Source organism: Burkholderia sp. MSMB1588, from assembly GCF_001546925.1.
GTDB classification, from domain to species: Bacteria; Pseudomonadota; Gammaproteobacteria; order Burkholderiales; family Burkholderiaceae; genus Burkholderia; species Burkholderia humptydooensis.
In genome coordinates this window covers 1665014-1685838 of sequence record NZ_LNJS01000001.1, presented here as the reverse complement: position 1 = coordinate 1685838, position 20825 = coordinate 1665014, and the positions used below count along the sequence as shown (strand labels likewise).

Sequence of the window (20825 nt, the reverse complement as noted above, 5' to 3'; positions counted from 1 at the left end):
ATGCGCCGCGCAGCTCACTTGCGCCGCTCGCGGCCGATGTAGATCGCGAGCAGGATGATTGCCCCCTTGATCACGTTCTGCACGTAGGGATTCACGCCGATCATGTTCAGGCCGTTGTTCAGCACGCCGAGCAGCAGCGCGCCGACGAGCGTGCCGACGATCGAGCCGCGGCCGCCCGCGATCGACGTGCCGCCCATCACGACGGCGGCGATCGCGTCGAGCTCGAAGCCGACGCCCGCGTTCGGCTGCCCGCTCATCAGGCGGCCCGTCAGCACGATCGCGGCGAGCGCCGACGTGAGCCCCGCGAACGTGTAGACGGCGAGCTTCACGCGCGAGACGCGCACGCCCGAGAGCCGCGTCGCGTGCTCGTTGCCGCCGATCGCGTACACGTAGCGGCCGAACGGCATGCGCTCGAGCATCAGCCAGGCGAGTGCGTAGACCGCGAGCATCGTCAGCACGGGCATCTGCACGCCGAGCACCTTGCCGCTGCCGAAGAAGCGGATCCAGTCGGGCAGCCCGTCGATCGGATAGCCGCCCGTATAGATGAGCGCGAGGCCGCGCGCGATGCCCATCGTCGCGAGCGTGACGATGATGGGCGGCATCCCGGCGAACGCGACGAACAGGCCGTTCGCCGCGCCGAGCGCGACCCCGACGCCGACGCCCGCGGCAAGCGCCGCCGCGCCGTTCGCGCCCGCGACGAGAAGCCCCGCCGTCAGCGTGCCGGACAGCGCCATCACCGAGCCGACCGACAGGTCGATGCCGCCCGTCAGGATCACGCAGGTCATCCCGACGCCGATGATCGCGTTGATCGATACCTGCCGCAGCACGTTCTCGAGGTTCGCCGCGCTCAGGAAGCTGTCGCTCGCGAACATCATCGCAACGCACACGGCGACGAGCCCGACGAGCGGATAGAACGTCGTCGTGCGCCTGAGCGCGGCGAACGCGTGCCGCGCGCGCGCGTCGATGGGCAACGGCGCGCCGGCGGCGGCGGGCGCGGGAGAGGAAGACGACGGCGTCGCCGTCCGGTCATGCATGTTCATGATTCGCTCCGCGTACGTCTGAAGTCGCATAAGTCATCACCGTGTTCGGCTCGATCGCGTCGCCGTCGAGCACCGCCTCGATGCGCCCCTGCCGGAACACCGCGACGCGGTCGCACATGCCGACGATCTCCGGCAGCTCGCTCGAGATCAGCACGATCGAATAGCCGCGCGCGGTCAGCTCGCGCATCAATTGGTAGGTCTCCGCCTTCGCGCCGATGTCGATGCCGCGCGTCGGCTCGTCGAAGATCAGGATCCGCGCGTGGTGATTGAGCCAGCGCGCGATGACGACCTTCTGCTGGTTGCCGCCCGACAGCGTGTCGACGCGCGTGTGCGGCGTCGGCGCCTTCACGCCGAGCCGCCGCATCAGCTCGAGCGTCGTGCGCGTCTCGGCCGCCGCGTCGACGAGCCAGCGCAGGCTGCGGTGCTTGCCGAGATTGTTGATCGCGACGTTGTGCCGGATCGAGAACCCGGTGATGAGCCCTTCCGTCTTGCGGCTCTCCGGCAGGAGGCCGATGCCCGCGGCGAGCGCGTCGGCGGGGTCGGCGAAGCGCACCGCGCGGCCGCGCACGCGCACGCGCCGCACGCGCGCGGGCTTCGCGCCGATCAGCGCGAGCGCGCTCGACGTGCGCCCCGAGCCGACGAGGCCCGCGAAGCCGAGAATCTCGCCTTCGCGCAGCGTGAAGCGGTTCACGGGCCCGTTCTCGCGCACCTGCAGCGCGTCCACTTCGAGCACGGGCGCGGCATCGCGCGCGAGACGCGGCTTCGGCGGAAAGCTGTTCTCGATGCGCCGGCCCACCATCATCTCGACGAGCGCGCCGACGTCGGTGCGCGCGACGTCGGTCGCGCCGACGTACTGCCCGTCGCGCAGCACGGTGATCCGGTCGCACACCTCGAAGATCTCGTCGAGATGGTGCGAGATGAAGATCATCGCGACACCCTGGCGCTTCAACTCGCGCATCACGCCGAACAGGTGCGCGGCCTCGGCGGGCGTGAGCGTCGCGGTCGGCTCGTCGAGGATCAGGACCCGCGCGTCGAGCGACAGCGCCTTGCCGATCTCGACGAACTGCTGCTGCGCGACCGACAGCTCGCGCACCGGCGCCGCCAGATCGATCGCCACGCGAAGCCGCGCGAAGATGTCCGCCGCGGCGCGGCGCATCCGCGCGCGCTCGCGCAGCCCGAGCCGGCCGCGCCACTCGCGGCCGAGGAACAGGTTGTCGACCGCGTTCAGGTCCGGAATCAGGCTGAACTCCTGAAACACGATGCCGACGCCCGCCGCGATCGCTTCGTGATAGTTCGCGAAGCGCCGCGGCTCGCCGTCGATCGTGATCGTGCCTTCGTCGGGCTGATGGATGCCGCAGAGAATCTTCATCAGCGTCGACTTGCCCGCGCCGTTCTCGCCGAGCAGCGCGTGAATCTCGCCGCGCGCGACGCGCAGATCGATCCCTTGCAGCGCGACGACGCCCGGAAACCGCTTCGTGATGCCGGTGAGCGCCAGTATCGTGTCCATTGCTTCCTCGCTCGCGCGCGCCGCGCCCGCCACCGCCTCCATCGCGGCTCGGCGCGCGTCGCCCGCCTCGTTCATGCCGTCGGCCTCGTGGCCGCGCCGGCTCACCAACTGAAGGTCTTCGCGTTGTTCTTGTCGATCAGCTTCACGTCGACCGGAATCGCCTTCGGCACATTGGCGCCCCACTTCTTCGCGAGCCCGATGCCGATCGCGAGGCGAATCTGGTCGCGCGGGAACTGCGCGGACGTTTCGATGAACTTCGAGTTCGGCTTCTGCATCGCGGCGATCGCCTCCGGCGCGCCGTCGACGCTCGTGAGCCGGATGTCCTTGCCCGACGCCTCGATCGCGGACAGCGCGCCCATCGAGCCGCCGTCGTTGACGCTGAAGACGCCCTTGAGCAACGGATGCGCCTGGATCATGTTCTCGGTGACGGTGAGCGCGCTCGCGCGCTCCTGCTTGCCGTTCTGCACGTCGACGATCTTCACGTTCGGGAATTTCGCGAGCGCCGCGCGGCAGCCGCGCACGCGCTCGAGAATCGGCACGACGGCAATGCCGTCGAGGATCGCGACTTCGCCGCTGCCGCCGATCGCCTTCGCGAGGTAGTCGCACGACATCGCGCCCGCGTCGAAATTCTTCGAGCCGACGAACGCATCGACCGGGCCGTTCGCGTTCGCGTCCACCGCGACGACGACCGCGCCCGCCTTCTTCGCCGACACCACGGCCGACTGGATGCCCGTCGAATCGGTCGGATTCACGAGCAGGATGTCGATCTTCTTCTGCAGCATGTCCTCGACGTCGCTCACCTGCTTGCTGACGTCGTGATGCGCGTCGGTGACGATCACCTGCGCGCCGATCGACGCGGCCGCTTCGTTGAGCGCCTTTTGCATCGTCACGAAGTACGGGTTGTTCAGCTCCTGGAACGTCATGCCGATCTTCAGCGGCGCCGCATGCGCGATGCCTGCGGCGCCGAGCGCGATCGAAAGCGCCGCGGCGCGCAGCGCGCGGGCGGCCCGGTTGCCGGAAGCCGGCGTCGACAAAGCGGTGTCCATCATGGTTGTCTCCGTTTTCTAGGTATGAGCGCGCCCCGCGCGCCGCGAGAGCGGCGCGCGGGGCGACGCGTTTTGGGCTGGGTTGCTCGGGAACGCGGGCCGGCTTCAGCCGGACAGCAGGATTTCGGGGGGCGGCCGAGCGTTGCCGCGCGCCTGCGCGGCGGGCACGATCGCCGGCGCGCCGGCGATGCCCGCGCCGCGCTTCGCGGCCGCCTCCGACGCATCGCGGCTCGCGTCGTTCAGCGCCTGATAGCGGCGAAAGCGCGACGGCGACATGCCCTTCACCGCGAGGAACTGGCGATTGAAGTTCGACAGATTGTTGAAGCCGCTCCTGAAGCAGATGTCGGTGATGCTCGCGTCGCCGTCCATCAGCAACTGGCACGCGAGATTGATCCGCATCCGGTTCACGTACTGGACGAACGGCAAGCCGGTGTGCCGGCGGAAGTAATGCGAGAACGCGCTCACGCTCTGCCCGGCGAGCCGCGCGAGATCGGTCTCGCGCAATTCGTTCGCGAGGTTCTTGCCGATGTACGCAAGCACGTGGTTGATGCGGGTCGACGCGAAGGTCGACGCATCGGCTTCATACGCGGGGCTCGCGAGCAGCTCGCGGTCGGTCGCGTCGACGAGGATCTGCAGCATCGACAGGAACAGCACGATGCGGCGCAGCCCGCGCGCGTGGATCAGCTCGGCGAAGAGCGGCCGGATCGCCTCGCTCGTGCGCGCGCCGAACTGCACGCCGCGGCGCGCGTCGGCGAGAAGCCCCTCGATGTGCCGCCATTCGGTGAAGCTGTCCGCGCAGCGCGACACGAACGCCTGGTCGAACTGCACGACGAGATTGCGCTCGGCGATCGTCTTGCCTTCCGGCACGTCGCTCACCCAGTTGTGCGGCAGGTTCGGTCCCATCAACACGAGGTTGCCGGGGCCGAAGCCGCCGACGTAATCGCCGACGAACATCTGGCCCGTCGTCTCGACGATCAGATGCACTTCGAACTCCGGATGGAAGTGCCACCGCACGGTGCGGTACGGGTAGCCATGCGACCACGCCTTGAACGACTCGCCACGGCGCACGTCGACGACTTCGAGATCGGGCTGCACACGCTCCTCCTGTTCTCCAGACCACGGCGCGCGCGCCGCTCCTTCGATGCGGCGGAGCGCTCGGCAACGCGCTTCGCCGTTCGTTTTGTGTAGTGCGAACGATAGTCGCCGGCCATCCGGCCGGCCACTAAAAATCAGACACCGGGCTGGTATTTTTTTGAATCCGGACGAATGCGGAGGCCGGATGCGTCAAATTTGGTGCGAAGCAGCAGGTCCCGCGCGCATCCGGCGGCGCGATCCGCGGAACCCGATGCGGGCAATGCGGGATTTATTCCGCTTCCAAATTCATGAATCAAGCCGACAAATCACGATTTCACTTTTTCGATAAAGATAAATCGTTCATTCAAGATAAATTCCGCAATGCCGGGATATAAAATTACCCACGGCGAGAAAAAAATATTCCGATTGAATTTCTTTCCGGGCGATGCTATAAACCTAACGCCGGCTACCTTACTATCATGAAAGGCGGTTGGCTCACTCGATATCTTTTAGGAGATTAAAATGGTTCGACTTTTGGCGAAGCTGCTTCGTTCGACGATCCACGGCTCCAACGGCGTCAGCCTGGACGCGGTTTCCTCGACCCACGGTACCCCGGGTTTCCAAACCCCGGATGCCCGCGTGATTTCGCGTTTCGGGTTCAATTAAGTCGCGCCTCGTGCCCGACTGAGTAGCGCTTCATGAAGCTGGTGGGGCATTTTGCCCCACCAGAATAAATAGTCATGACACCAGCCAACCATTGCCATATTGCAGTATTCGATCAGGCGATCGTCGCGCTCGATATGCAACGGTCGCGTTATTTTCTTTATGACGAGGCATGCGCGAAGGCTTTTGCCGATCATTATCTGGATTTCAAGCCGCTCGATGCGCCGCACGCATTGAAGCCGTTGATATCCGACCGGATCGTCGCCGCCGAATCGCCGGCGTCCGCCCCGGGCCGCATTGCCGATTACCGCGGGTGGGCGTTCGACACGTTCGATTCGGGCGTCTGGGGAAGCCGCACGCTCGGCGAGCGAAGCGCGTCCGGCTTCGAGTGGCTGCCGTTCTGGCGCATCGTGCGAAGCGCGGTGTCGCTCAAGATCCGCGGCTTTCACGCGCTCTCGTTGCTCGATCGGCTCGATGCGCGCGCCGGGCAAGGCGCGCGTGCCGGCGACGCCCCGTCTCGCACGATCGAGCGCTATCTGCGCGCGTCGATCTGGTCGCCCATTCGCATCACGTGCCTGCAAATGTCGTTCGCGCTCGCCACACACCTGAGACGGGAGAACGTGCCCGCTCAACTGGTGATCGGCGTGAGGCCGATGCCGTTCGTCGCCCATGCATGGGTCGAGGTCGACGGGCGCGTGTGCGGCGACGAACCGGAGCTGAAAAAGAGCTATGGCGAAATCTATCGGACGCCTCGACATGACGAACGCGCCGCCCCGTTCGGGCTGGCGGCTTGAACGGCGCGCCTGGACGAACGCGCACGGGTATCGCGAATGGCTGTCCTGCGCGGCCGGCCCCGACCGGCCGATCGGCGTGACGCTGCTCGAAGCCGACGGCCCCGGCCGCGCGTACCTGCGCGACGCGCACTCGAGCCTCGTGCGCTCGCTCGCGCGCGCGCGCACGTTGCCGGACGCGCGCGACGCCGTCACACGCTCCGTCTGGGGCGCGTACCTTCTCGTGCTCGACGAGGCGGCGACCGGCCGCCGCCTGTTCATGCCCGATCCGCTGCATTCGGTCCGGCTCTATTACCGGACGGGCGAGCACGGGCGCGTCGACGTCGATCCGCAGGCGGCGAACCTGCTCGATCGCGGGCCGATCGACTGGAACCTCGATTACCTGATCGAATTCGCGTGCACGCAGTTCGGTCCGCTCGACGAAACGCCGTTCGCGTCGATCCGCGTCGTGCCGCCCGGATGCGCGCTTATCGTCGACGCCGACGGACGATGCGCGATCGAGCGCGCGTGGCTGCCGCGCGCGCCGGCCGCGGACGACATCCGCGCATCGTGCGCGGCGGCGCTCGACGACGTCTATTCGAGCATCGCGCGCAGCCACCCGAGCGTGTGCGCCGCGCTGTCGGGCGGCGTCGATTCGTCCGCAGGCGCGATCTTCCTGCGCAAGGCACTCGGCGCGAACGCGCCGCTCGCCGCCGTCCATCTGTTCTCCACGTCGTCGCCCGACTGCTACGAGCGGGACATGGCGACGCGCGTCGCCGATTCGATCGGCGCGGCGCTCATCTGCATCGACATCGATCGCCATTTGCCGTTCTCCGAGCGGATCGTGCAGACTCCGCCCGCCGCGCTGAGCCAGGACATGCTGTTTCTCGGCATCGACCGGGCGGTGTCGAACGCGATCGGTCCGTCGTCGGTGCTGCTCGAGGGCCAGGGCGGCGATCTGCTGTTCAAGGCGGTGCCCGACGCGAACGCGGTGCTCGACGCGCTTCGCGCCAAGGGATGGTCGTTCGCGCTGCGCACGGCGGAAAAGCTCGCGGTGCTTCACAACGATTCGATTCCGCGCATCCTGCTGATGGCGGCGAAGATCGCGCTGAGAAGGCGGCTGTTCGGACAGGACACGTCGGCGTCGGAGCGGGCGCTGTCCGGGCTGTTCGCGTCGCACGCGCCGCGCGCGGCGGCCGAGATCCCGCGCCGGCGCGCGCCGCTCGACGAGTCGATCTCGGTGCTCGACCGGTTCGTGTCGATCATGACGCCCGTCACCGACGCCGCGTACACGCGCCGGCTCAATCCGTATCTCGCGCAACCGGTCGTCGAGGCGACGTTCGGCCTGCGCAGCTACGACAGCTTCGATCACCGCAACGACCGGATCGTGCTGCGCGAGATCGCGTCGGCGCACACCCCCGTCGACGTGCTGTGGCGCAGGACCAAGGGATCGTTCGGCATCGGCTTCGTGAAGGGCATCGTGTCGCACTACGACGCATTCCGCGAGCTGATCCGCGACGGCGTGCTGATGCGAAGCGGCAAGCTCGACGAAGCCGAGCTCGAGCGCGCGCTCAAGGCGGTGCGCGTCGGACAGAACGCGGCCGCGATCAGTCTCGCGCTCGTCGGATGCGTGGAGATTTTTTGCGCGTCCTGGCAGAATTTCGTGACGAACCGGCGCGCCGCGGTATGCTGACGAACCGTCTCGCCGCCCTCCCGACGGCGCGCGTGCGGCCGCATCCGGTCCCACCGCGCGCCGGAACCGGGCCCTCCCCATTCGAAACGCCGGCTTGCCGGCCCGATCGCGAATCGACATGAAGCTTGCTGCGCTACGCTCGTTGGCGGACGTCGTCCGCCTGATGGTCGACAAGGAAACGAAGGCGAGAAAGCTGATCGTCGCCGGCGTGCTGATCGAGGCGCTGACATCGGCCTTCATGCTGCTCGGCCCGGTTGCGCTGAAGCTCGCGGTCGACGAGATGTCGCGCGCGCAGTTCGACGCGGCGAAGGCTTCCGTCGATATCGTGCTGTTCGCCGTGCTCTGGTCCGCGTCCGCGGTCTCGTCGGTCGCGCTGCTCGCGTACACCGGCAAGATCGTCCACGCCACGTCGAATACGCTGCTGCGCCGCGCGCTGCATGCGCAACTGCCGGCGCTCGCGAGCCGCGCGTCGTGCGACAGCGGCTACGTGCAGGGCCTTCTCGAGCGCCTGCCGTACAGCCTGCAGGTGATCATCGAAGGCGTGCTGTGGAAGATCGCGCCCGTGGCGATCCAGCTCGTCGTCGCGATCGTGCTGATCGCGCTGCTCGTGCCGCTCCGGTACGCGGCGATCCTGTTTGCCGTGCTGGCCGCCTACTTCGTGTTTTCTCACTTGTCGGCCGAGCAGTACGAGAACAGCGCGGCGGCGACGAACGAGGCGGCGGGCGCGCTGTCGGCCGCGCTCGGCGACGTGCTGGCGAATGCGCCGCGCGTCGTCTACAACGGCGCGGTGCCGCAGGAAATCGACTACGTCGCGACGCGCGCCGTCGCGCGCCTCGATGTCGACTGGCGCCGGTCGTGGCTGCTCACGCGCGCGGCCGCCTGTCAGTACGGCATCATCGCGCTCGGCATGGCGGCGATGTTCGTGCTGTGCGTGCGCGACATCGCCGCCCACCGGATCACGCTCGGCGATTTCATGCTGCTGCAGACGTACGTGCTGCAGTTCGCGCTGCCGCTCGGCGCGTACGGATTCGTGCTTCGCCAGGCGGGCGCAGCGCTCGCGAACGTGCGCGAAGCGCTCGCGATCGCGCCGCGCGCGGGCGGCGACGGCGGCGACGGCGCGCGCGCGCTTGCGCACCCGGGCGGCTCGGCCGCGCACATCGCGGTGCGCCGGCTCGCGTTTGCCCGGGCGGGGCGCTTCTCGATCGAGCCGATGTCGTTCGATCTGCCGGCGGGCAGCTACACGGCGATCGTCGGGCACAACGGCTCGGGCAAGTCCACGCTCGCGAAGATCGTCGCCGGGCTGCTGCCGCCCGACGACGGCGCCGTCGCGTATGACGGCGTCGACCTGTACAGCGTCGGCGACGACGCGCGCCGCCGCTTCGCGCTGTACGTCCCGCAGGACGTCGCGCTCCTGAACCGCTCGCTGCGGGAAAACGTCCGCTACCACCCGTCGACGCTCACCGACGTCGACGCGACCCGGCTGCTCGAGCGCCTCGCGTTCCACAAGGACGGCCGGCGCGTCGATCTCGACGGCGACGTCGGCGAAGGCGGCGCGCGCCTGTCGGGCGGCCAGGTGCAGAAGGTCGAGCTCGTCCGGCTGATGGGCGTCGACGTTCCCGCGATCGTCCTCGACGAAACGACGTCGGGGCTCGACCCGCACAGCGACACGCTCGGCATCGCGATGCTGCGCGAGCGCCTCGGCAAGCGGACGACGCTCGTGCTGATCACCCACCGGATCGCGAACGTCGAGGCGGCCGACCAGGTGCTGTTCCTGTCCGGAGGCCGGCTCGTCGCGGCGGGCCCGCACCGGCGCCTCATCGATACGTGCGACGAATACCGGACGTTCTGGCGCCGCCAGCCCGAGCACGCCGACGCGAAGGCATGACGCGCGGCCGTCCGCGCGATCCGGCGGCGCCGGCTGACCGCTTCGTCATTTCATGCGAACCAGGACGACCGGCAGGCGATCGCCGTCGATGAACACGCGCGTCGACGCGTTCACGCACACGCGTCTTCGCCGCCGCACGCGGCGCGCGACCAGCCGCCGCCGAGCGCGCGATACAGCGCGATCGCATTCGTGAGCCGCAACTGCTTCAGGCGAATCAGCTCCTGCCCGGACTCGAACGTGCTGCGCTGCGCGTCGAGCAGTTCGAGATAGCTCGCGACGCCGCTGCCGTAGCGCCGCTCCGCGAGCCGCAGCCGCTCGGCGTCCGCGCCGTAGACCGCCTGCTGCGCGGCGAGCTGCGCGTCGATCTGATCGCGCGCGACGAGCGCGTCGGCGACTTCGCGGAACGCCGTCTGAATCGTCTTCTCGTATTCGGCGACCGCGATATGCTTGCGCGCGTCGGCAAGTTCGAGATTCGCGCGATTGCGCCCGCCCGCGAAAATCGGCAGCGTGAGCCGCGGCGCGAACGTCCACACGCTCGAGCCGGCCGAGAAGAGCCCCGAGAATGCGTCGCTGACCGAGCCGACGTCGGTCGTGAGCGCGATGCGCGGGAAGAATGCCGCGCGCGCGGCGCCGATGTTCGCGTTCGCCGCGACGAGCCGCTGCTCGGCCTGCCGGATGTCCGGCCGCTGCTCCAGCAGATCCGACGACAGCCCCGGCGACACCCGCGCGACCGCGAGCTCGTCGAGCGCGGGCGCATCGGCGGGCAGCGCCGCCGAGAAGTCGCCCGCGAGCAGCTTCAGCGCGCTCGCGGCCTGCGTGTGCTCGCGCTCGAGCGCCGCCTTCGACGCGCGCGCGGCCGCGACGAGCATCTCGGCCGTGCGCAGCTCGATCGCCGTGCTCGTGCCGGCCGCGTAACGGCGCTGCGTGAGCGCGTAAGTCGCGTCGCGCGCGGCGAGCGTGCGTTCCGCGAGCTTCACTTGATCGACGAGCGCGCGCTCGGTCACATACGCGGACGCGACTTCGGCGATCAGGCTGAGCCGCGCCGCGCGCTGCGCTTCGGCGGTCGCGAAGTATTCGGCGAGCGCCGCGTCCGACAGGCTCTTCACGCGGCCGAACAGGTCGATCTCGAACGCGCTCAAGCCGACGCTCGCGCGATAGAGCGAGCTCGTCGCGCTCTCGCGCAGCACCGGGTCGTAAAGCCGCGTGCGCTCGTAGCCGAGACTGCCGTCGATCGACGGCAGCCGGTCCGCGCGCGCGACGCCGTAAAGGCCGCGCGCTTCCTGGATGCGCAGCGTCGCGATCCGCAGGTCGCGATTGTTCATGAGCGCCGCGTCGATCAGCGCGCGCAGCGCCGGATCGGTGAAGTACGCACGCCAGTCGTCGAGGCGCACGTCGTGCGCCTCGGACGCCTCGCGCACCTGGTGCGCGCCGCCGGACGCGTTCGCGGCATCGCGCGAGCCGCCGTCCACCGCCGCCGGGCGCACGGCGCTCGCTCCGTGCGGCGCGCTCGCCGCCAACGGATAGCTCACCGGCACGGGCGCGGCCGGCCGCTCGTAGCGCGGCGCGAGCGTGCAGCCCGCGACGAGCGCCGCCGCGAGCGCGACCGGCCATGCGCGCGGCCCGCGCCGCCGGGCCAGGGGTTTCATCATCGCTTTCACTTGATCTCCAGTGCCGCGTGCGCGCCGCCGCGGCGGCGCGGAACGACGTCGAACACGCGGCCGACGCACACGAAAAAGAGCGGGACGAGGAAGATCGCGAACAGCGTCGCGCTGATCACGCCGCCGAGCACGCCCGTGCCGATCGCGATCTGCGCGCCGGACGCGGCGCCCGTCGCGAACGCGAGCGGCAGCACGCCGACGCCGAACGCGAGCGACGTCATCACGATCGGCCGCAGCCGCAGGCGCGCCGCCTCGAGCGCCGCATCGGCGAGCGACATGCCCTGCGCGACCAGATCCTTCGCGACCTCGACGATCAGGATCGCGTTCTTCGCGGACAGCCCGATCGTCGCGATCAGTCCCACCTTGAAATAGATGTCGTTCGGCATCCCGCGCAGCGTGACGCCCGCCACCGCGCCGATCACGCCGAGCGGCACGACGAGCATCACCGCGAACGGAATCGACCAGCTCTCGTACAGCGCCGCGAGCGCGAGAAACACGACGAGCACCGACAGCGCGAACAGCATCGGCGCCTGCGCGCCCGAGAGCCGCTCCTCGTACGACTGGCCCGACCACGCGTAGCCGATGCCCGCGGGCAGCGCAGACGCGATCCGCTCGATCGCGGCCATCGCCTCGCCGCTGCTGTGCCCGGCCGACGCCGCGCCGTTGATCGTGAACGACGGGAAGCCGTTGTAGCGCGTCAACTGCGGCGGGCCCATCGTCCAGTGCAGCGTCGCGAACGCGGAGAGCGGCACCATCTCGCCCTTCGCGTTGCGCACCCGCAGCTTCGTCACGTCGCCCGGATCGAGCCGGTGCAGCCCGTCCGCCTGCACGATCACGCGGCGCACCTGCGAGCCGTGCATGAAATCGCCGATGTAGTCGGAGCCGAACATCACCGCGAGCGTCGCGTTGATCTCCTCCATCGGCACGCCGAGCGCCGACGCCTTCGCGCGATCGATGTCGAGCTTCAGTTGCGGCGCGTCCTGCGTGCCGGCGAACATCAGATCGGTGAGGACGGGGTCCTTGCGCCCGTCGGCGAGCAGCTTCTCGCGCGCGGCGACGAACGCGCCGTAGCCGAGCCCGGCGCGGTCCTGCAGCCGGAAGTCGAAGCCGCCCGTCAAGCCGAGGTCGGGCAGCGCCGGCATGTTGATCGCGAACACCATCGTGTTCGGCGTGCCCGCGAAACGCGCGTTGATCCCCGCGATGATCGCCTGCACCTGATCCTGCGCCTGCTTGCGCGCCTTCCAGTCCTTCATCGTGACGAAGATCATCCCCCCGTTCGGCCCCTCGCCGTACAGGTTGTAGCCGCCGAGCGCGAACGTGTACGCGCTCGGCGAATGCGTGCGCACGTATTCCTCCACGCGCCGCACGCTCTGCATCGTCTCGGCGAGCGGCGTGCCCTGCGGGCGGATCACCATCACCATGAAGTTGCCCTGATCCTCGTCGGGCAGGAACGCGGCCGGCAGCTTCGTGATCAGCAGCGCGGCGGCGGCCGTCAGCGCGCCGTAGACGGCGAGCCAGCGCAGCGGGCGCGCGAGCACCCGCCCGACGCGCCGCGTGTAGCGCTGCGTCGAGCGCGCGACGAAGCGGTTGAACCAGCCGAAGAAGCCGTCCTTCTCGTGATGGTCGTCGGCGACGGGCCTGAGCAGCGTCGCGCAGAGCGCCGGCGTGAGCGACAGCGCGAGGAACGCCGAGAAGCCGATCGACACCGCGAGCGCGAACGCGAACTGCCGGTAGATGTTGCCGACCGCGCCGCCGAAGAACGCCATCGGCACGAACACCGACGTGAGCACGACGGTGATCCCGACGATCGCGCCGCTGATCTGCTTCATCGCCTTCACGGTGGCCTCGTACGGCGGCAGCTTCTCCTCGACCATCAGCCGCTCGACGTTCTCGACGACGACGATCGCGTCGTCGACGAGGATGCCGATCGCGAGCACCATCCCGAACATCGTCAGCACGTTGATCGAGAAGCCCGCGGCGAGCATCGCGCCGAACGTGCCGAGGAGAGCCACGGGCACGACGAGCGTCGGAATCAGCGTCGCGCGGAAGTTCTGCATGAAGAGGAACATCACCGCGAACACGAGCACGCCCGCCTCGACGAGCGTCGTCACGACCTTGCTCATCGATACGCGCACGAACGACGCCGTCTCGTACGGAATCTGGTATTTCACGCCCGGCGGGAAGAACTTCGCGAGCTCGTCCATCGTCGCGCGCACGCGCTTCTCGGTCGCGACCGCGTTGGAGCCGGGCGCGAGCTTGATGCCCATGCCGGTCGCCGTCTTGCCGTTCACGAGCGACGGGTAGTTGTAGTCGTTGCCGCCGAATTCGATTCTCGCGACGTCGCGCAAAAAGAGCGTCGAGCCGTCGGCGCGCGAGCGCAGCGCGATCGCGCCGAACGCGTCGGGCGTCGTGAGCGGCGCGTCCGCGAGCACGGTCGCCGCGATCGGCGCGCTGTCGGGCACCGCGCTGCGGCCGACGTCGCCGATCGTCACGCGCGCGTTGTGCGCGCGCACGGCCGACGCGATGTCGGACGCCGTCAGGCCGAGCGCCGCCATCTTGACGGGGTCCGGCCAGATCCGCATCGCATACTCGGCGCCCCAGAACTGCACCTTGCCGACGCCCTCGACGCGCCGCAGCGCCTGCAGCACGTTCGCCGACGCGTATTCGCCGAGCTCCACGCCCGACAGCCGCCCGTCCTCCGACGTGAGCGACACGATGATCTGCGCGTTGTCGGCCGCCTTCTCGATCGAGATGCCGTCGCGCCGCACGGGCTCGGGCAGCCGCGCCTCGACGGTCTTCAGGCGGTTCTGCACGTCGACGGCCGCGAGATCGGCGCTCACGCCCTGCTTGAACGTGAGCGACAGCGACGCCTGGCCGGCGCTGCTCGTCGCCGACGTGTACAGCAGGCCGGGCACGCCGTTCATCTCGCGCTCGATCACGGCCGTGACCGATTCCTCGACGACCTGCGCGGACGCGCCCGGATACGTCGCGTAAAGGCTGACGACGGGCGGCGCGATGTCCGGATACTGCGCGACGGGCAACGCGCGGATCGCGAAGATGCCGCCCAGCATGATGAATAAAGAGATCACCCACGCGAACACCGGGCGATCGATGAAGAAACGAGCCATGATCGAATTGTGCTTGTCAGGTTTGGCGCTTGTCGGGCGCGGCGGCCACGGCGGAACCGGAGGCCGGTTGCGCGGCGCCGCCGCGCTCGACCGCCTTCACGGTCGCGCCCGCTTCGAATTGCGCGGCGTCGTCGACGACGACACGCTCGCCGCCCGCGAGCCCGCGCGTGACGATCCAGTCGCGGCCTTTCATCTGCGCAGCCTCGACCGTCACGTCGCGTATCTTGCCGTTCTGGCCGACAACCTTGACGGTCGCGCTGTCGGCCGTGCGCAGGAGCGCGTCGCGCGGCACGAGGATCGCGTCGCGCGCGATCGCGCGATCGAGCGCGATCCGCACGTACGCGCCCGGCAGCAGCTCGCGCTCCGGATTCGGAAAGAGCGCGCGCATCGCGACCGTGTCGGTCGACGGATCGACCGCGAGATCCGCGAACAGCAGCTTGCCCTTGCGCGCGTATGTGCTGCCGTCCGGACGCACGAGCGTCACCTCGATATCCTGCTGCGCGATGCCCGCCGCGCGCCCGCTCTTCACCGCGCGCCGCAGCGATTCCACCTCGGCGGCGGGCTGCGAGAAGTTCACGTAGATCGGATCGAGCTGCTCGACGGTCGTGAGCGGCGTCGCCTGATCCTGGCCGACGAGCGCGCCTTCCGTCACGAGCGCGCGGCGCGCGCGGCCGTCGATCGGCGACGTGACGGTTGCGTAGTCGAGCTGCAGTTGCGCGCGCGCGAGCTCCGCGCGCGCCGACGCGGCGGCCGCCTTCGCCTGCCGCTCGTCGGCGAGCGCCTCGGTGTGGTCGCGCTCGCTGACCGCGCGGTCGCGCACGAGTTCGTCGTAGCGGTGGCGCTTGTCGAGCGCCGCGAGATACGCGGCCTGCGCCTTCTCGAGCGCGCCCGCGGCCGCATCGCGCGCCGCCTTGAACGGCGCGGGATCGATCCTGAACAGCACCGCGCCGCGCCTGACTTCCTGCCCTTCCTCGTAGGTGCGCGCGGTCACGATGCCCGCGACCCGCGCGCGCACCTCGGCCTGCCGGTAGGCATCGAGCCGGCCCGGCAATTCAACCGACAGCGGCACCGATGTCTTCTTCACCGTGACGACGCTCGCCTCGCGCGGCGCGGCGGCGTCGTGCTCGCTTTCGTGCTTGCCGCAGCCGGCCGCGACGAACGCCGCGACCGCGAGCGCCGCCGACAAGCGGCGCACGCGTGCCCATTCGTATTTCATTTTTTCCTCGCAAGTCGCTCGACCGGGACGAATTCGGGGCCGGTCGGGGCGATCGATTATAATCAGTCACGATTGATTAAATAGTGTCGCCCGACATATTGTCGTAAGAAAGCGACAAACATTCGAAAGGGAGCAACACCCACATGGCCCGCAAGACGCGCGAAGAATCGCTGAACACGAAGAACCGGATCCTCGACGCCGCCGAGCTCGTGCTGCTGGAAAAGGGCGTCGGCCAGACCGCGATGGCGGACATCGCGGAGGCGGCCGGCATGTCGCGCGGCGCGGTCTACGGGCACTTCAACGGCAAGATCGAGGTGTGCGTCGCGGTGTGCGATCGCGCGTTCTCGCGCGCGGCCGAGGGCTTCGATCTGTCCGACGAGCGGCCCACGCTCGCGACGCTGCGGCTCGCCGCGTCGCACTATCTGCACCAATGCGGCGAGCCCGGCTCGATGCAGCGCGTGCTCGAGATCCTCTACATGAAATGTGAGCAGAGCGAAGAAAACGCGCCGCTGATGCGCCGGCGCACGCTCTACGAATTGCAGACGCTGCGCATCGCGAAGGCGCTGCTGCGCCGCGCGGTCGCCGCGGGCGAACTCGACGCGTCGCTCGACGTGCATCTGGCGGGCGTCTTTCTGCTGTCGCTGCTCGAAGGCATCTTCGGCTCGATGATCTGGACGACGCGGCTGCGCGGCGATCGCTGGCGCGATGCCGAAGCGATGCTCGACGCGGGCGTCGATGCGCTGCGCGCGTCGCCCGCTCTACGGATGGCCGAAGATTGCGCGCCGCGCGCTTTGTCGCGCGCAAACGCGCGCTGAGCGCGCATCGCAGGCTTTGCGTATCCGCCCCTACATAAAATCGTCAAATTGCCCGGAACATTTGCGCGCGCCGCGCGGTCATCCTGGATGGCGTCGATGCTTCATCTGGGTTTGAACCCTCGGAAACCGAATCGCCGTTCGGAGCGGACATCGTCCGCGTCGTTGGGCCGGGCGGCGCGCAGCGGGGCGCGTTCCGTTCGCGAGCGCGCCCCGCCGCGTTGACGCCCAGGCGCTGCCGGCCCGCCCCGACGCGGGTTCCAACGCAGTCGCCGCCCACACCCTTTTCGTTCGAACCGCCCTTTTCAAGGATGTGGACACTCTTGGCCAAGCCAATCGCGCAATCCGTTTCCGTTTCTTCCGTCTCTTTCGCCGATCCCGCGTCCGTCGCCGGATCGGCGGCTCGCTCGGCCCCTCCTCGTTCGTTCAGGCGCAAGCTGCCCGCGGCGGGCGCGCTCGGCGCGCTGATCGCCTGCGGCCTCGCGGCGCTGCCGGCCGTGTCGAAGTCGCCCGATGCGTCGAGCGCGAACGCCGCGCGCACGCCGCAGCGCGTGTTCGCCGACGCGCCGTTTCCGAGCGCGCAGCGCTTCGTCACGGGCGAGCTCGAGCGCCTGATCGCCGAGCAGAACCCGCCTGCCGCGCCGCTGCGAACGCTCGGCGACGCGCAGGCGGACGTCACGCAGCCCGGCCCGGCGCAGCCGGGGCTCGCGCGGCCCGGCGCGAGCCCCGGACTCTTCGCGTCGCTCGCCGCGCACCGCAACCAACTGCTCGGCTACGACGGCCGCGCGTTCTCGCTCGCCGATTCCGTGCTCGCGCTCACGGACAGCGGCGTGCGCGCCGGGCCGATCGACGACACGCTCGCCGACACGCTGAACCGGATCGACATCCCGCCCGAAGTACGCATCCAGATCGGCGACCTGATCGCCGACCGCGTGCAGTCGCACGCGAACGCGCAACAGGGCGACCGCTACCGGATCGCGTTCGACGCCGCATCGGGCAAGCCGCGCGTGACCGCGCTCGAGCTGCGCGTCGCGGGCCGCCGGTTCGGCGCGGTCTGGTTCAAGCCGCCGGGCGCGGCGGGCGGCGCGTACTACGCGTTCGACGGCGCACCGCTCGACGCGCCCGCGCTCACGATGCCCGTCGTCAGCACGCGCATCAGCTCGTACTTCGGCGAGCGCGTGCACCCGCTGTCGCACATCCTGCAAATGCACACGGGCGTCGATCTCGCCGCGCCGGCCGGCACGCGCGTCGATGCGGCGGCGGCGGGCGTCGTGTCGTTCGTCGGCTACGATGCGCTCGGCTACGGCAAGTATGTCGTCATCGACCATCCGGACCGCACGTCGACTTACTACGCGCATCTGTCGGCGTTCGCGCCGGGGCTCGACGTCGGGATGACGGTCGCGCAGGGCCAGCGGATCGGCTCGGTCGGCGCGACGGGCGCGGCGACGGGCCCGCATCTGCATTTCGAGGTGCGCGTCGACGATCGGCCGGTCGATCCGCTCGTCGCGCTCGCCAACGCGCAGAACACGCTGTCGGCGATGCAGCTCGACGCGTTCAGGCGCGTCGCGAGCGAGGCGCGCTTCCGGCTCGCATCGGGCGGCGCGCGGCCGCTCGGCTTCGCGCAGGTCGACGCGCCGCTGTGGGCCGAGTTCGCGACCGATACGTCGACGCTGCGCGCGATCTTCAACACGCATTACGCGTCGTCGTGACGCCGCGACGCTATCGCGGCCCGCCCGACGCCGGCTGCGCGGCAGTTGCGCGCGACGCCTCGTCGCCGCGCGGCGAGCCACGCCGACGGCCCGCGAGCAGCCACGTCGCCGCGACGTCGAGCGCGGTGCAGAGAATCAGGTAGATCACGCCGACGAACAGGAAGATCTGCGCGGGATACACCATCAGCCGATTGTTGACCTGCGTCGCGACGAACGACAGCTCCGGCACGCCGACGATGTACGCGAGCGACGTATCCTTCACGAGCGACACCCACTGGTTGACGAACGACGGCGTCATGATCTTCACCGCCTGCGGCAGCAGCACGTGGCGCACCGTCTGCCAGCGCGTGAGCCCGAGCGACAGCCCGGCCTGCCACTGCCCGTCGCCCGCCGCCCGGATGCCCGCGTGCACCGAATGCGCGAGATACGCGCCGCCGACGAGCGACAGCGCGCACACGACGGCCGCGAGCCCCGGCACGTCCGCGTGCAGCAGCACGGGCAGCAGGAAGTAGGTCCAGAAAATCAGCATCAGCACCGGAATCGCGCGGAAAAAGCCGATCACGACAACGAGCGCGCCGCGCAGCGCGCCCGTCGCGAGCGTGAGCGCGACGCCGAGCGCGACGCCCAGCACGGCCGATGCGAGCGCCGACGCGAGCGCGAGCACGAGCGACAGCGCGGCGCCGCCGAGCGGGCCGTCGGGAAACGCGCCGACGAGCAGGTATGGCAGGTTGTGCGCGAGTATCGACAGATCCATCGTCAGCGCCCCGCGAACGTGCGATCGCGGCGCCGCACCGCCCATTGTGCGAACGCTTCGACGGCCGCGACCGCCGCGATGTACAGCACGGTCGACACGCCGAACGCGGCGAAGGTCCGGAACGTCTCGGTCTCGACCTGGCGCGACGCGTACGACAGCTCGGCGACGCCGATCGCCATCGTCAGCGACGAGTTCTTGATCAGATTCATGTATTGGCCGAAGAGCAGCGGCAGCGCGATCCGCACCGCCTGCGGCAGCACGACGAACCGGAACGTCTGCAGCGGCGACAGGCCGAGCGCGCTCGCCGCGTGATGCTGCGCGGCCGGCACGCCGCGCAGCCCCGCCTGGAACTCCTCGGCGACGAACGCGCTCGTGTAGCAGCTCAGGCCGACCCAGCCCGCGACGAACTCGAACGACGGCCAATGCAGCTCGACGCCGCCCAGGGCGGCCGCATGGCGCGCGTTGAGCCACGCCATCACGGGCTCGGGCAGCAGCGACGCGACGCCGAAATACCAGAACAGCAATTGCACGACGAGCGGCGTGTTGCGAAACGCGACGACGTACGCGGCCGCCGCGCGCCTCGGCCATGCGCGCTTCGCATGCCGCGCGATCGCGAGCGCGAAGCCCGCGAGCGTCGCCGCGACGGCCGCCGCGAACGACAGGCCGAGCGTCAGCAGGAAACCCTGCCATAACCACATCAGATATTTGGGAGCGAGCCAGGCGTCCATCTCGTTGCTTCGGGCCGCCGGGGCGGGCGGCCGCAGGTTGCGTGTCGCGTGATTGCGTGTCGCGCGCCTCGATCGCGCACGCGCTCGCATCACGCGCGAATGCGGGCCGCATGCGGCGTGCAGGCGGCCCGCGCGGGTTCAGCGGGCTCGGCGCTGCGTTCAGCGCTTGTCGCCGATCCGGAAGATCCGCGCGAGCGGCGTCTTCGTGTTCGGCCCGAACCATGCATCGTAGATCCGGCCCGCGCGGCCGTTCGCTTCGAGATTCGTCAGCGTATCGTTGACGAACGCGACGAGCCGCGTCTCGCCCTTCGGCACGCCGACGCCCATGTAATCATTCGAGATCGAAAACGCCGGCACTTCGTAGTTCTGCTTGTCCGGCACGTTCGCGAGCAGGCCGATCAGCTTCGGGCCGTCCTGCGTGATCGCCTGCACGTTGCCCGCGCGCAGCGCGGCGAACGCGAACGGCGTGTCGTCGTACGCGACGATCGTCGCCTTCGGGAATTTCTCGCGCAGCGTGACTTCGTTCGTCGTGCCCTTGTCGGCGCCGACGCGCAGGCCGTTCAGTTGGTCGGCCGATTTCAGCACGCCCTTCTTCGCGAGGAACTGCTGGCCGGACGCGAAATACGGAATGCTGAAGTCGATCTGCTTCGCGCGCTCGTCGGTGATCGTGAAGTTCGCCAGCACGAGATCGACCTTGCCCGAGGTCAGGAACGGAATGCGGTTCGCGGGATTGGTGGGCTGCAGCTTCAGCCTGACGCCGAGCCTGTCGGCGAGCGCCTGCGCATAGTCGACGTCGAGGCCGACGATCCGGTTCGTCTTCGGATCGACGAAGCCGAATGGCGGATTGCTGTCGAACGTCGCGACGCGCAGCACGCCGGACTTCTTGATGTCGTCGAGGCGGTCCGCGTGCGCGGCCGCATGCGCGGCGACGAGCGACAGACCGATGAGCCAGGTAGCGAATGGCTTGAGTTTCATTGGTGCGTTTCTCTTGTTCTAGGTGACGCCGGCGCGGCGCGTCCGGCTGATGAGCGACGCGGCGCGCGATGCGCCGCGAATTCGTCACCGTATCAGTGCATGCACCGTTTTCGAACCAAGAAATGCTGCTGAACTCAGCAGTTTTCATGCTATCGCGTGCGCGGGCG

At 69.2% G+C, this 20825-nt stretch carries 16 protein-coding genes; 6 read left to right on the top strand and 10 right to left on the bottom strand.

The features are described from left to right. Positions 1-14: 14 nt before the first annotated feature. The 4 genes from WS92_RS19500 to WS92_RS19485 form a co-directional block, all read right to left on the bottom strand. Complete coding sequence (locus WS92_RS19500; RefSeq protein ID WP_059934273.1) at positions 15-1034, bottom strand: ABC transporter permease; 1020 nt, start codon at positions 1032-1034, stop codon at positions 15-17. Then, a complete protein-coding gene (locus tag WS92_RS19495; RefSeq protein ID WP_231755999.1) occupies positions 1027-2589 on the bottom strand; it encodes a sugar ABC transporter ATP-binding protein in 1563 nt (520 codons plus the stop codon). The genes WS92_RS19500 and WS92_RS19495 overlap by 8 nt, the downstream gene beginning before the upstream one ends. A 59-nt stretch (positions 2590-2648) precedes the next feature. Beyond that, on the bottom strand, positions 2649-3596 hold the full coding sequence (locus WS92_RS19490) for a substrate-binding domain-containing protein (protein ID WP_015602202.1): 948 nt from the start codon (positions 3594-3596) through the stop codon (positions 2649-2651). A 102-nt stretch (positions 3597-3698) separates the two neighbouring features. Then, positions 3699-4688 carry an AraC family transcriptional regulator gene (locus WS92_RS19485; protein ID WP_006026664.1) on the bottom strand — a complete coding sequence of 330 codons (990 nt, stop codon included), beginning with the start codon at positions 4686-4688 and terminating at the stop codon, positions 3699-3701. Positions 4689-5189: 501 nt separating this feature from the next. Here WS92_RS19485 and capA point away from each other — a divergent pair. The 4 genes from capA (at position 5190) to WS92_RS19470 (ending at position 9678) form a co-directional block, all read left to right on the top strand. Next, the gene (gene capA / locus WS92_RS34990; RefSeq protein WP_009905508.1) at positions 5190-5333 is read left to right on the top strand and encodes a capistruin family lasso peptide; all 144 of its coding nucleotides are present in this window, start codon (positions 5190-5192) and stop codon (positions 5331-5333) included. Between the two features lie 74 nt (positions 5334-5407). Then, positions 5408-6124: a lasso peptide biosynthesis B2 protein gene (locus WS92_RS19480; RefSeq protein WP_006026663.1), complete on the top strand. Its 717-nt coding sequence runs from the start codon at positions 5408-5410 to the stop codon at positions 6122-6124. Further along, the gene (locus WS92_RS19475) at positions 6060-7793 is read left to right on the top strand and encodes a lasso peptide isopeptide bond-forming cyclase (protein ID WP_141668065.1); all 1734 of its coding nucleotides are present in this window, start codon (positions 6060-6062) and stop codon (positions 7791-7793) included. Before WS92_RS19480 ends, WS92_RS19475 begins: the two co-directional genes overlap by 65 nt. Before the next feature lie 118 nt (positions 7794-7911). Then, positions 7912-9678 (top strand): ATP-binding cassette domain-containing protein, encoded by a 1767-nt coding sequence (locus WS92_RS19470; protein ID WP_015600945.1) that lies wholly within the window; start codon positions 7912-7914, stop codon positions 9676-9678. 110 nt (positions 9679-9788) lie between these two features. Here WS92_RS19470 and WS92_RS19465 read toward each other — a convergent pair whose 3' ends face one another. Genes WS92_RS19465 through WS92_RS19455 form a run of 3 tightly spaced genes read right to left on the bottom strand, consistent with a single transcriptional unit; the run spans position 9789 to position 15680 of the window. Beyond that, positions 9789-11327 (bottom strand): efflux transporter outer membrane subunit, encoded by a 1539-nt coding sequence (locus tag WS92_RS19465; RefSeq protein WP_059934411.1) that lies wholly within the window; start codon positions 11325-11327, stop codon positions 9789-9791. A 5-nt stretch (positions 11328-11332) separates the two neighbouring features. After that, positions 11333-14464, bottom strand: coding sequence for a multidrug efflux RND transporter permease subunit (locus WS92_RS19460; protein WP_059934269.1), 3132 nt, complete (start codon positions 14462-14464; stop codon positions 11333-11335). Positions 14465-14480: 16 nt separating this feature from the next. After that, positions 14481-15680, bottom strand: a complete 1200-nt coding sequence (locus tag WS92_RS19455; RefSeq protein WP_059934267.1) for a MexX/AxyX family multidrug efflux RND transporter periplasmic adaptor subunit — start codon at positions 15678-15680, stop codon at positions 14481-14483. Positions 15681-15823: 143 nt separating this feature from the next. Between WS92_RS19455 and WS92_RS19450 the strand changes: the two genes are divergently transcribed. Together WS92_RS19450 and WS92_RS19445 are read left to right on the top strand one after the other, a co-directional pair. Further along, positions 15824-16495, top strand: coding sequence for a TetR family transcriptional regulator (locus tag WS92_RS19450; RefSeq protein WP_006026657.1), 672 nt, complete (start codon positions 15824-15826; stop codon positions 16493-16495). 320 nt (positions 16496-16815) lie between these two features. Further along, the gene (locus tag WS92_RS19445) at positions 16816-18201 is read left to right on the top strand and encodes a M23 family metallopeptidase (RefSeq protein WP_059934265.1); all 1386 of its coding nucleotides are present in this window, start codon (positions 16816-16818) and stop codon (positions 18199-18201) included. A gap of 10 nt (positions 18202-18211) precedes the next feature. Here the strand turns inward: WS92_RS19445 and WS92_RS19440 are convergent, their stop codons facing one another. The 3 genes from WS92_RS19440 to WS92_RS19430 all read right to left on the bottom strand — a co-directional run bounded on the left by WS92_RS19440 (position 18212) and on the right by WS92_RS19430 (position 20658). Next, complete coding sequence (locus WS92_RS19440; RefSeq protein ID WP_015600097.1) at positions 18212-18955, bottom strand: amino acid ABC transporter permease; 744 nt, start codon at positions 18953-18955, stop codon at positions 18212-18214. A 2-nt stretch (positions 18956-18957) separates the two neighbouring features. Then, on the bottom strand, positions 18958-19683 hold the full coding sequence (locus WS92_RS19435) for an amino acid ABC transporter permease (protein ID WP_059934263.1): 726 nt from the start codon (positions 19681-19683) through the stop codon (positions 18958-18960). A 159-nt stretch (positions 19684-19842) separates the two neighbouring features. Further along, on the bottom strand, positions 19843-20658 hold the full coding sequence (locus WS92_RS19430) for an ABC transporter substrate-binding protein (RefSeq protein WP_059934261.1): 816 nt from the start codon (positions 20656-20658) through the stop codon (positions 19843-19845). Positions 20659-20825: the final 167 nt, after the last annotated feature.

Bases quoted from the DNA above. Each gene is read 5' to 3' on its own strand.
- WS92_RS19480 (WP_006026663.1), top strand. From the start codon at position 5,408: ATGACACCAGCCAACCATTGCCATATTGCAGTATTCGATCAGGCGATC.
- WS92_RS19440 (WP_015600097.1), bottom strand. From the start codon at position 18,955: ATGGATCTGTCGATACTCGCGCACAACCTGCCATACCTGCTCGTCGGC.
- WS92_RS19455 (WP_059934267.1), bottom strand. From the start codon at position 15,680: ATGAAATACGAATGGGCACGCGTGCGCCGCTTGTCGGCGGCGCTCGCG.
- WS92_RS19435 (WP_059934263.1), bottom strand. From the start codon at position 19,683: ATGGACGCCTGGCTCGCTCCCAAATATCTGATGTGGTTATGGCAGGGT.
- WS92_RS19430 (WP_059934261.1), bottom strand. From the start codon at position 20,658: ATGAAACTCAAGCCATTCGCTACCTGGCTCATCGGTCTGTCGCTCGTC.
- WS92_RS19450 (WP_006026657.1), top strand. From the start codon at position 15,824: ATGGCCCGCAAGACGCGCGAAGAATCGCTGAACACGAAGAACCGGATC.
- capA (WP_009905508.1), top strand. From the start codon at position 5,190: ATGGTTCGACTTTTGGCGAAGCTGCTTCGTTCGACGATCCACGGCTCC.
- WS92_RS19475 (WP_141668065.1), top strand. From the start codon at position 6,060: ATGGCGAAATCTATCGGACGCCTCGACATGACGAACGCGCCGCCCCGT.
- WS92_RS19495 (WP_231755999.1), bottom strand. From the start codon at position 2,589: ATGGAGGCGGTGGCGGGCGCGGCGCGCGCGAGCGAGGAAGCAATGGAC.
- WS92_RS19460 (WP_059934269.1), bottom strand. From the start codon at position 14,464: ATGGCTCGTTTCTTCATCGATCGCCCGGTGTTCGCGTGGGTGATCTCT.
- WS92_RS19490 (WP_015602202.1), bottom strand. From the start codon at position 3,596: ATGATGGACACCGCTTTGTCGACGCCGGCTTCCGGCAACCGGGCCGCC.
- WS92_RS19470 (WP_015600945.1), top strand. From the start codon at position 7,912: ATGAAGCTTGCTGCGCTACGCTCGTTGGCGGACGTCGTCCGCCTGATG.
- WS92_RS19500 (WP_059934273.1), bottom strand. From the start codon at position 1,034: ATGCATGACCGGACGGCGACGCCGTCGTCTTCCTCTCCCGCGCCCGCC.
- WS92_RS19465 (WP_059934411.1), bottom strand. From the start codon at position 11,327: ATGATGAAACCCCTGGCCCGGCGGCGCGGGCCGCGCGCATGGCCGGTC.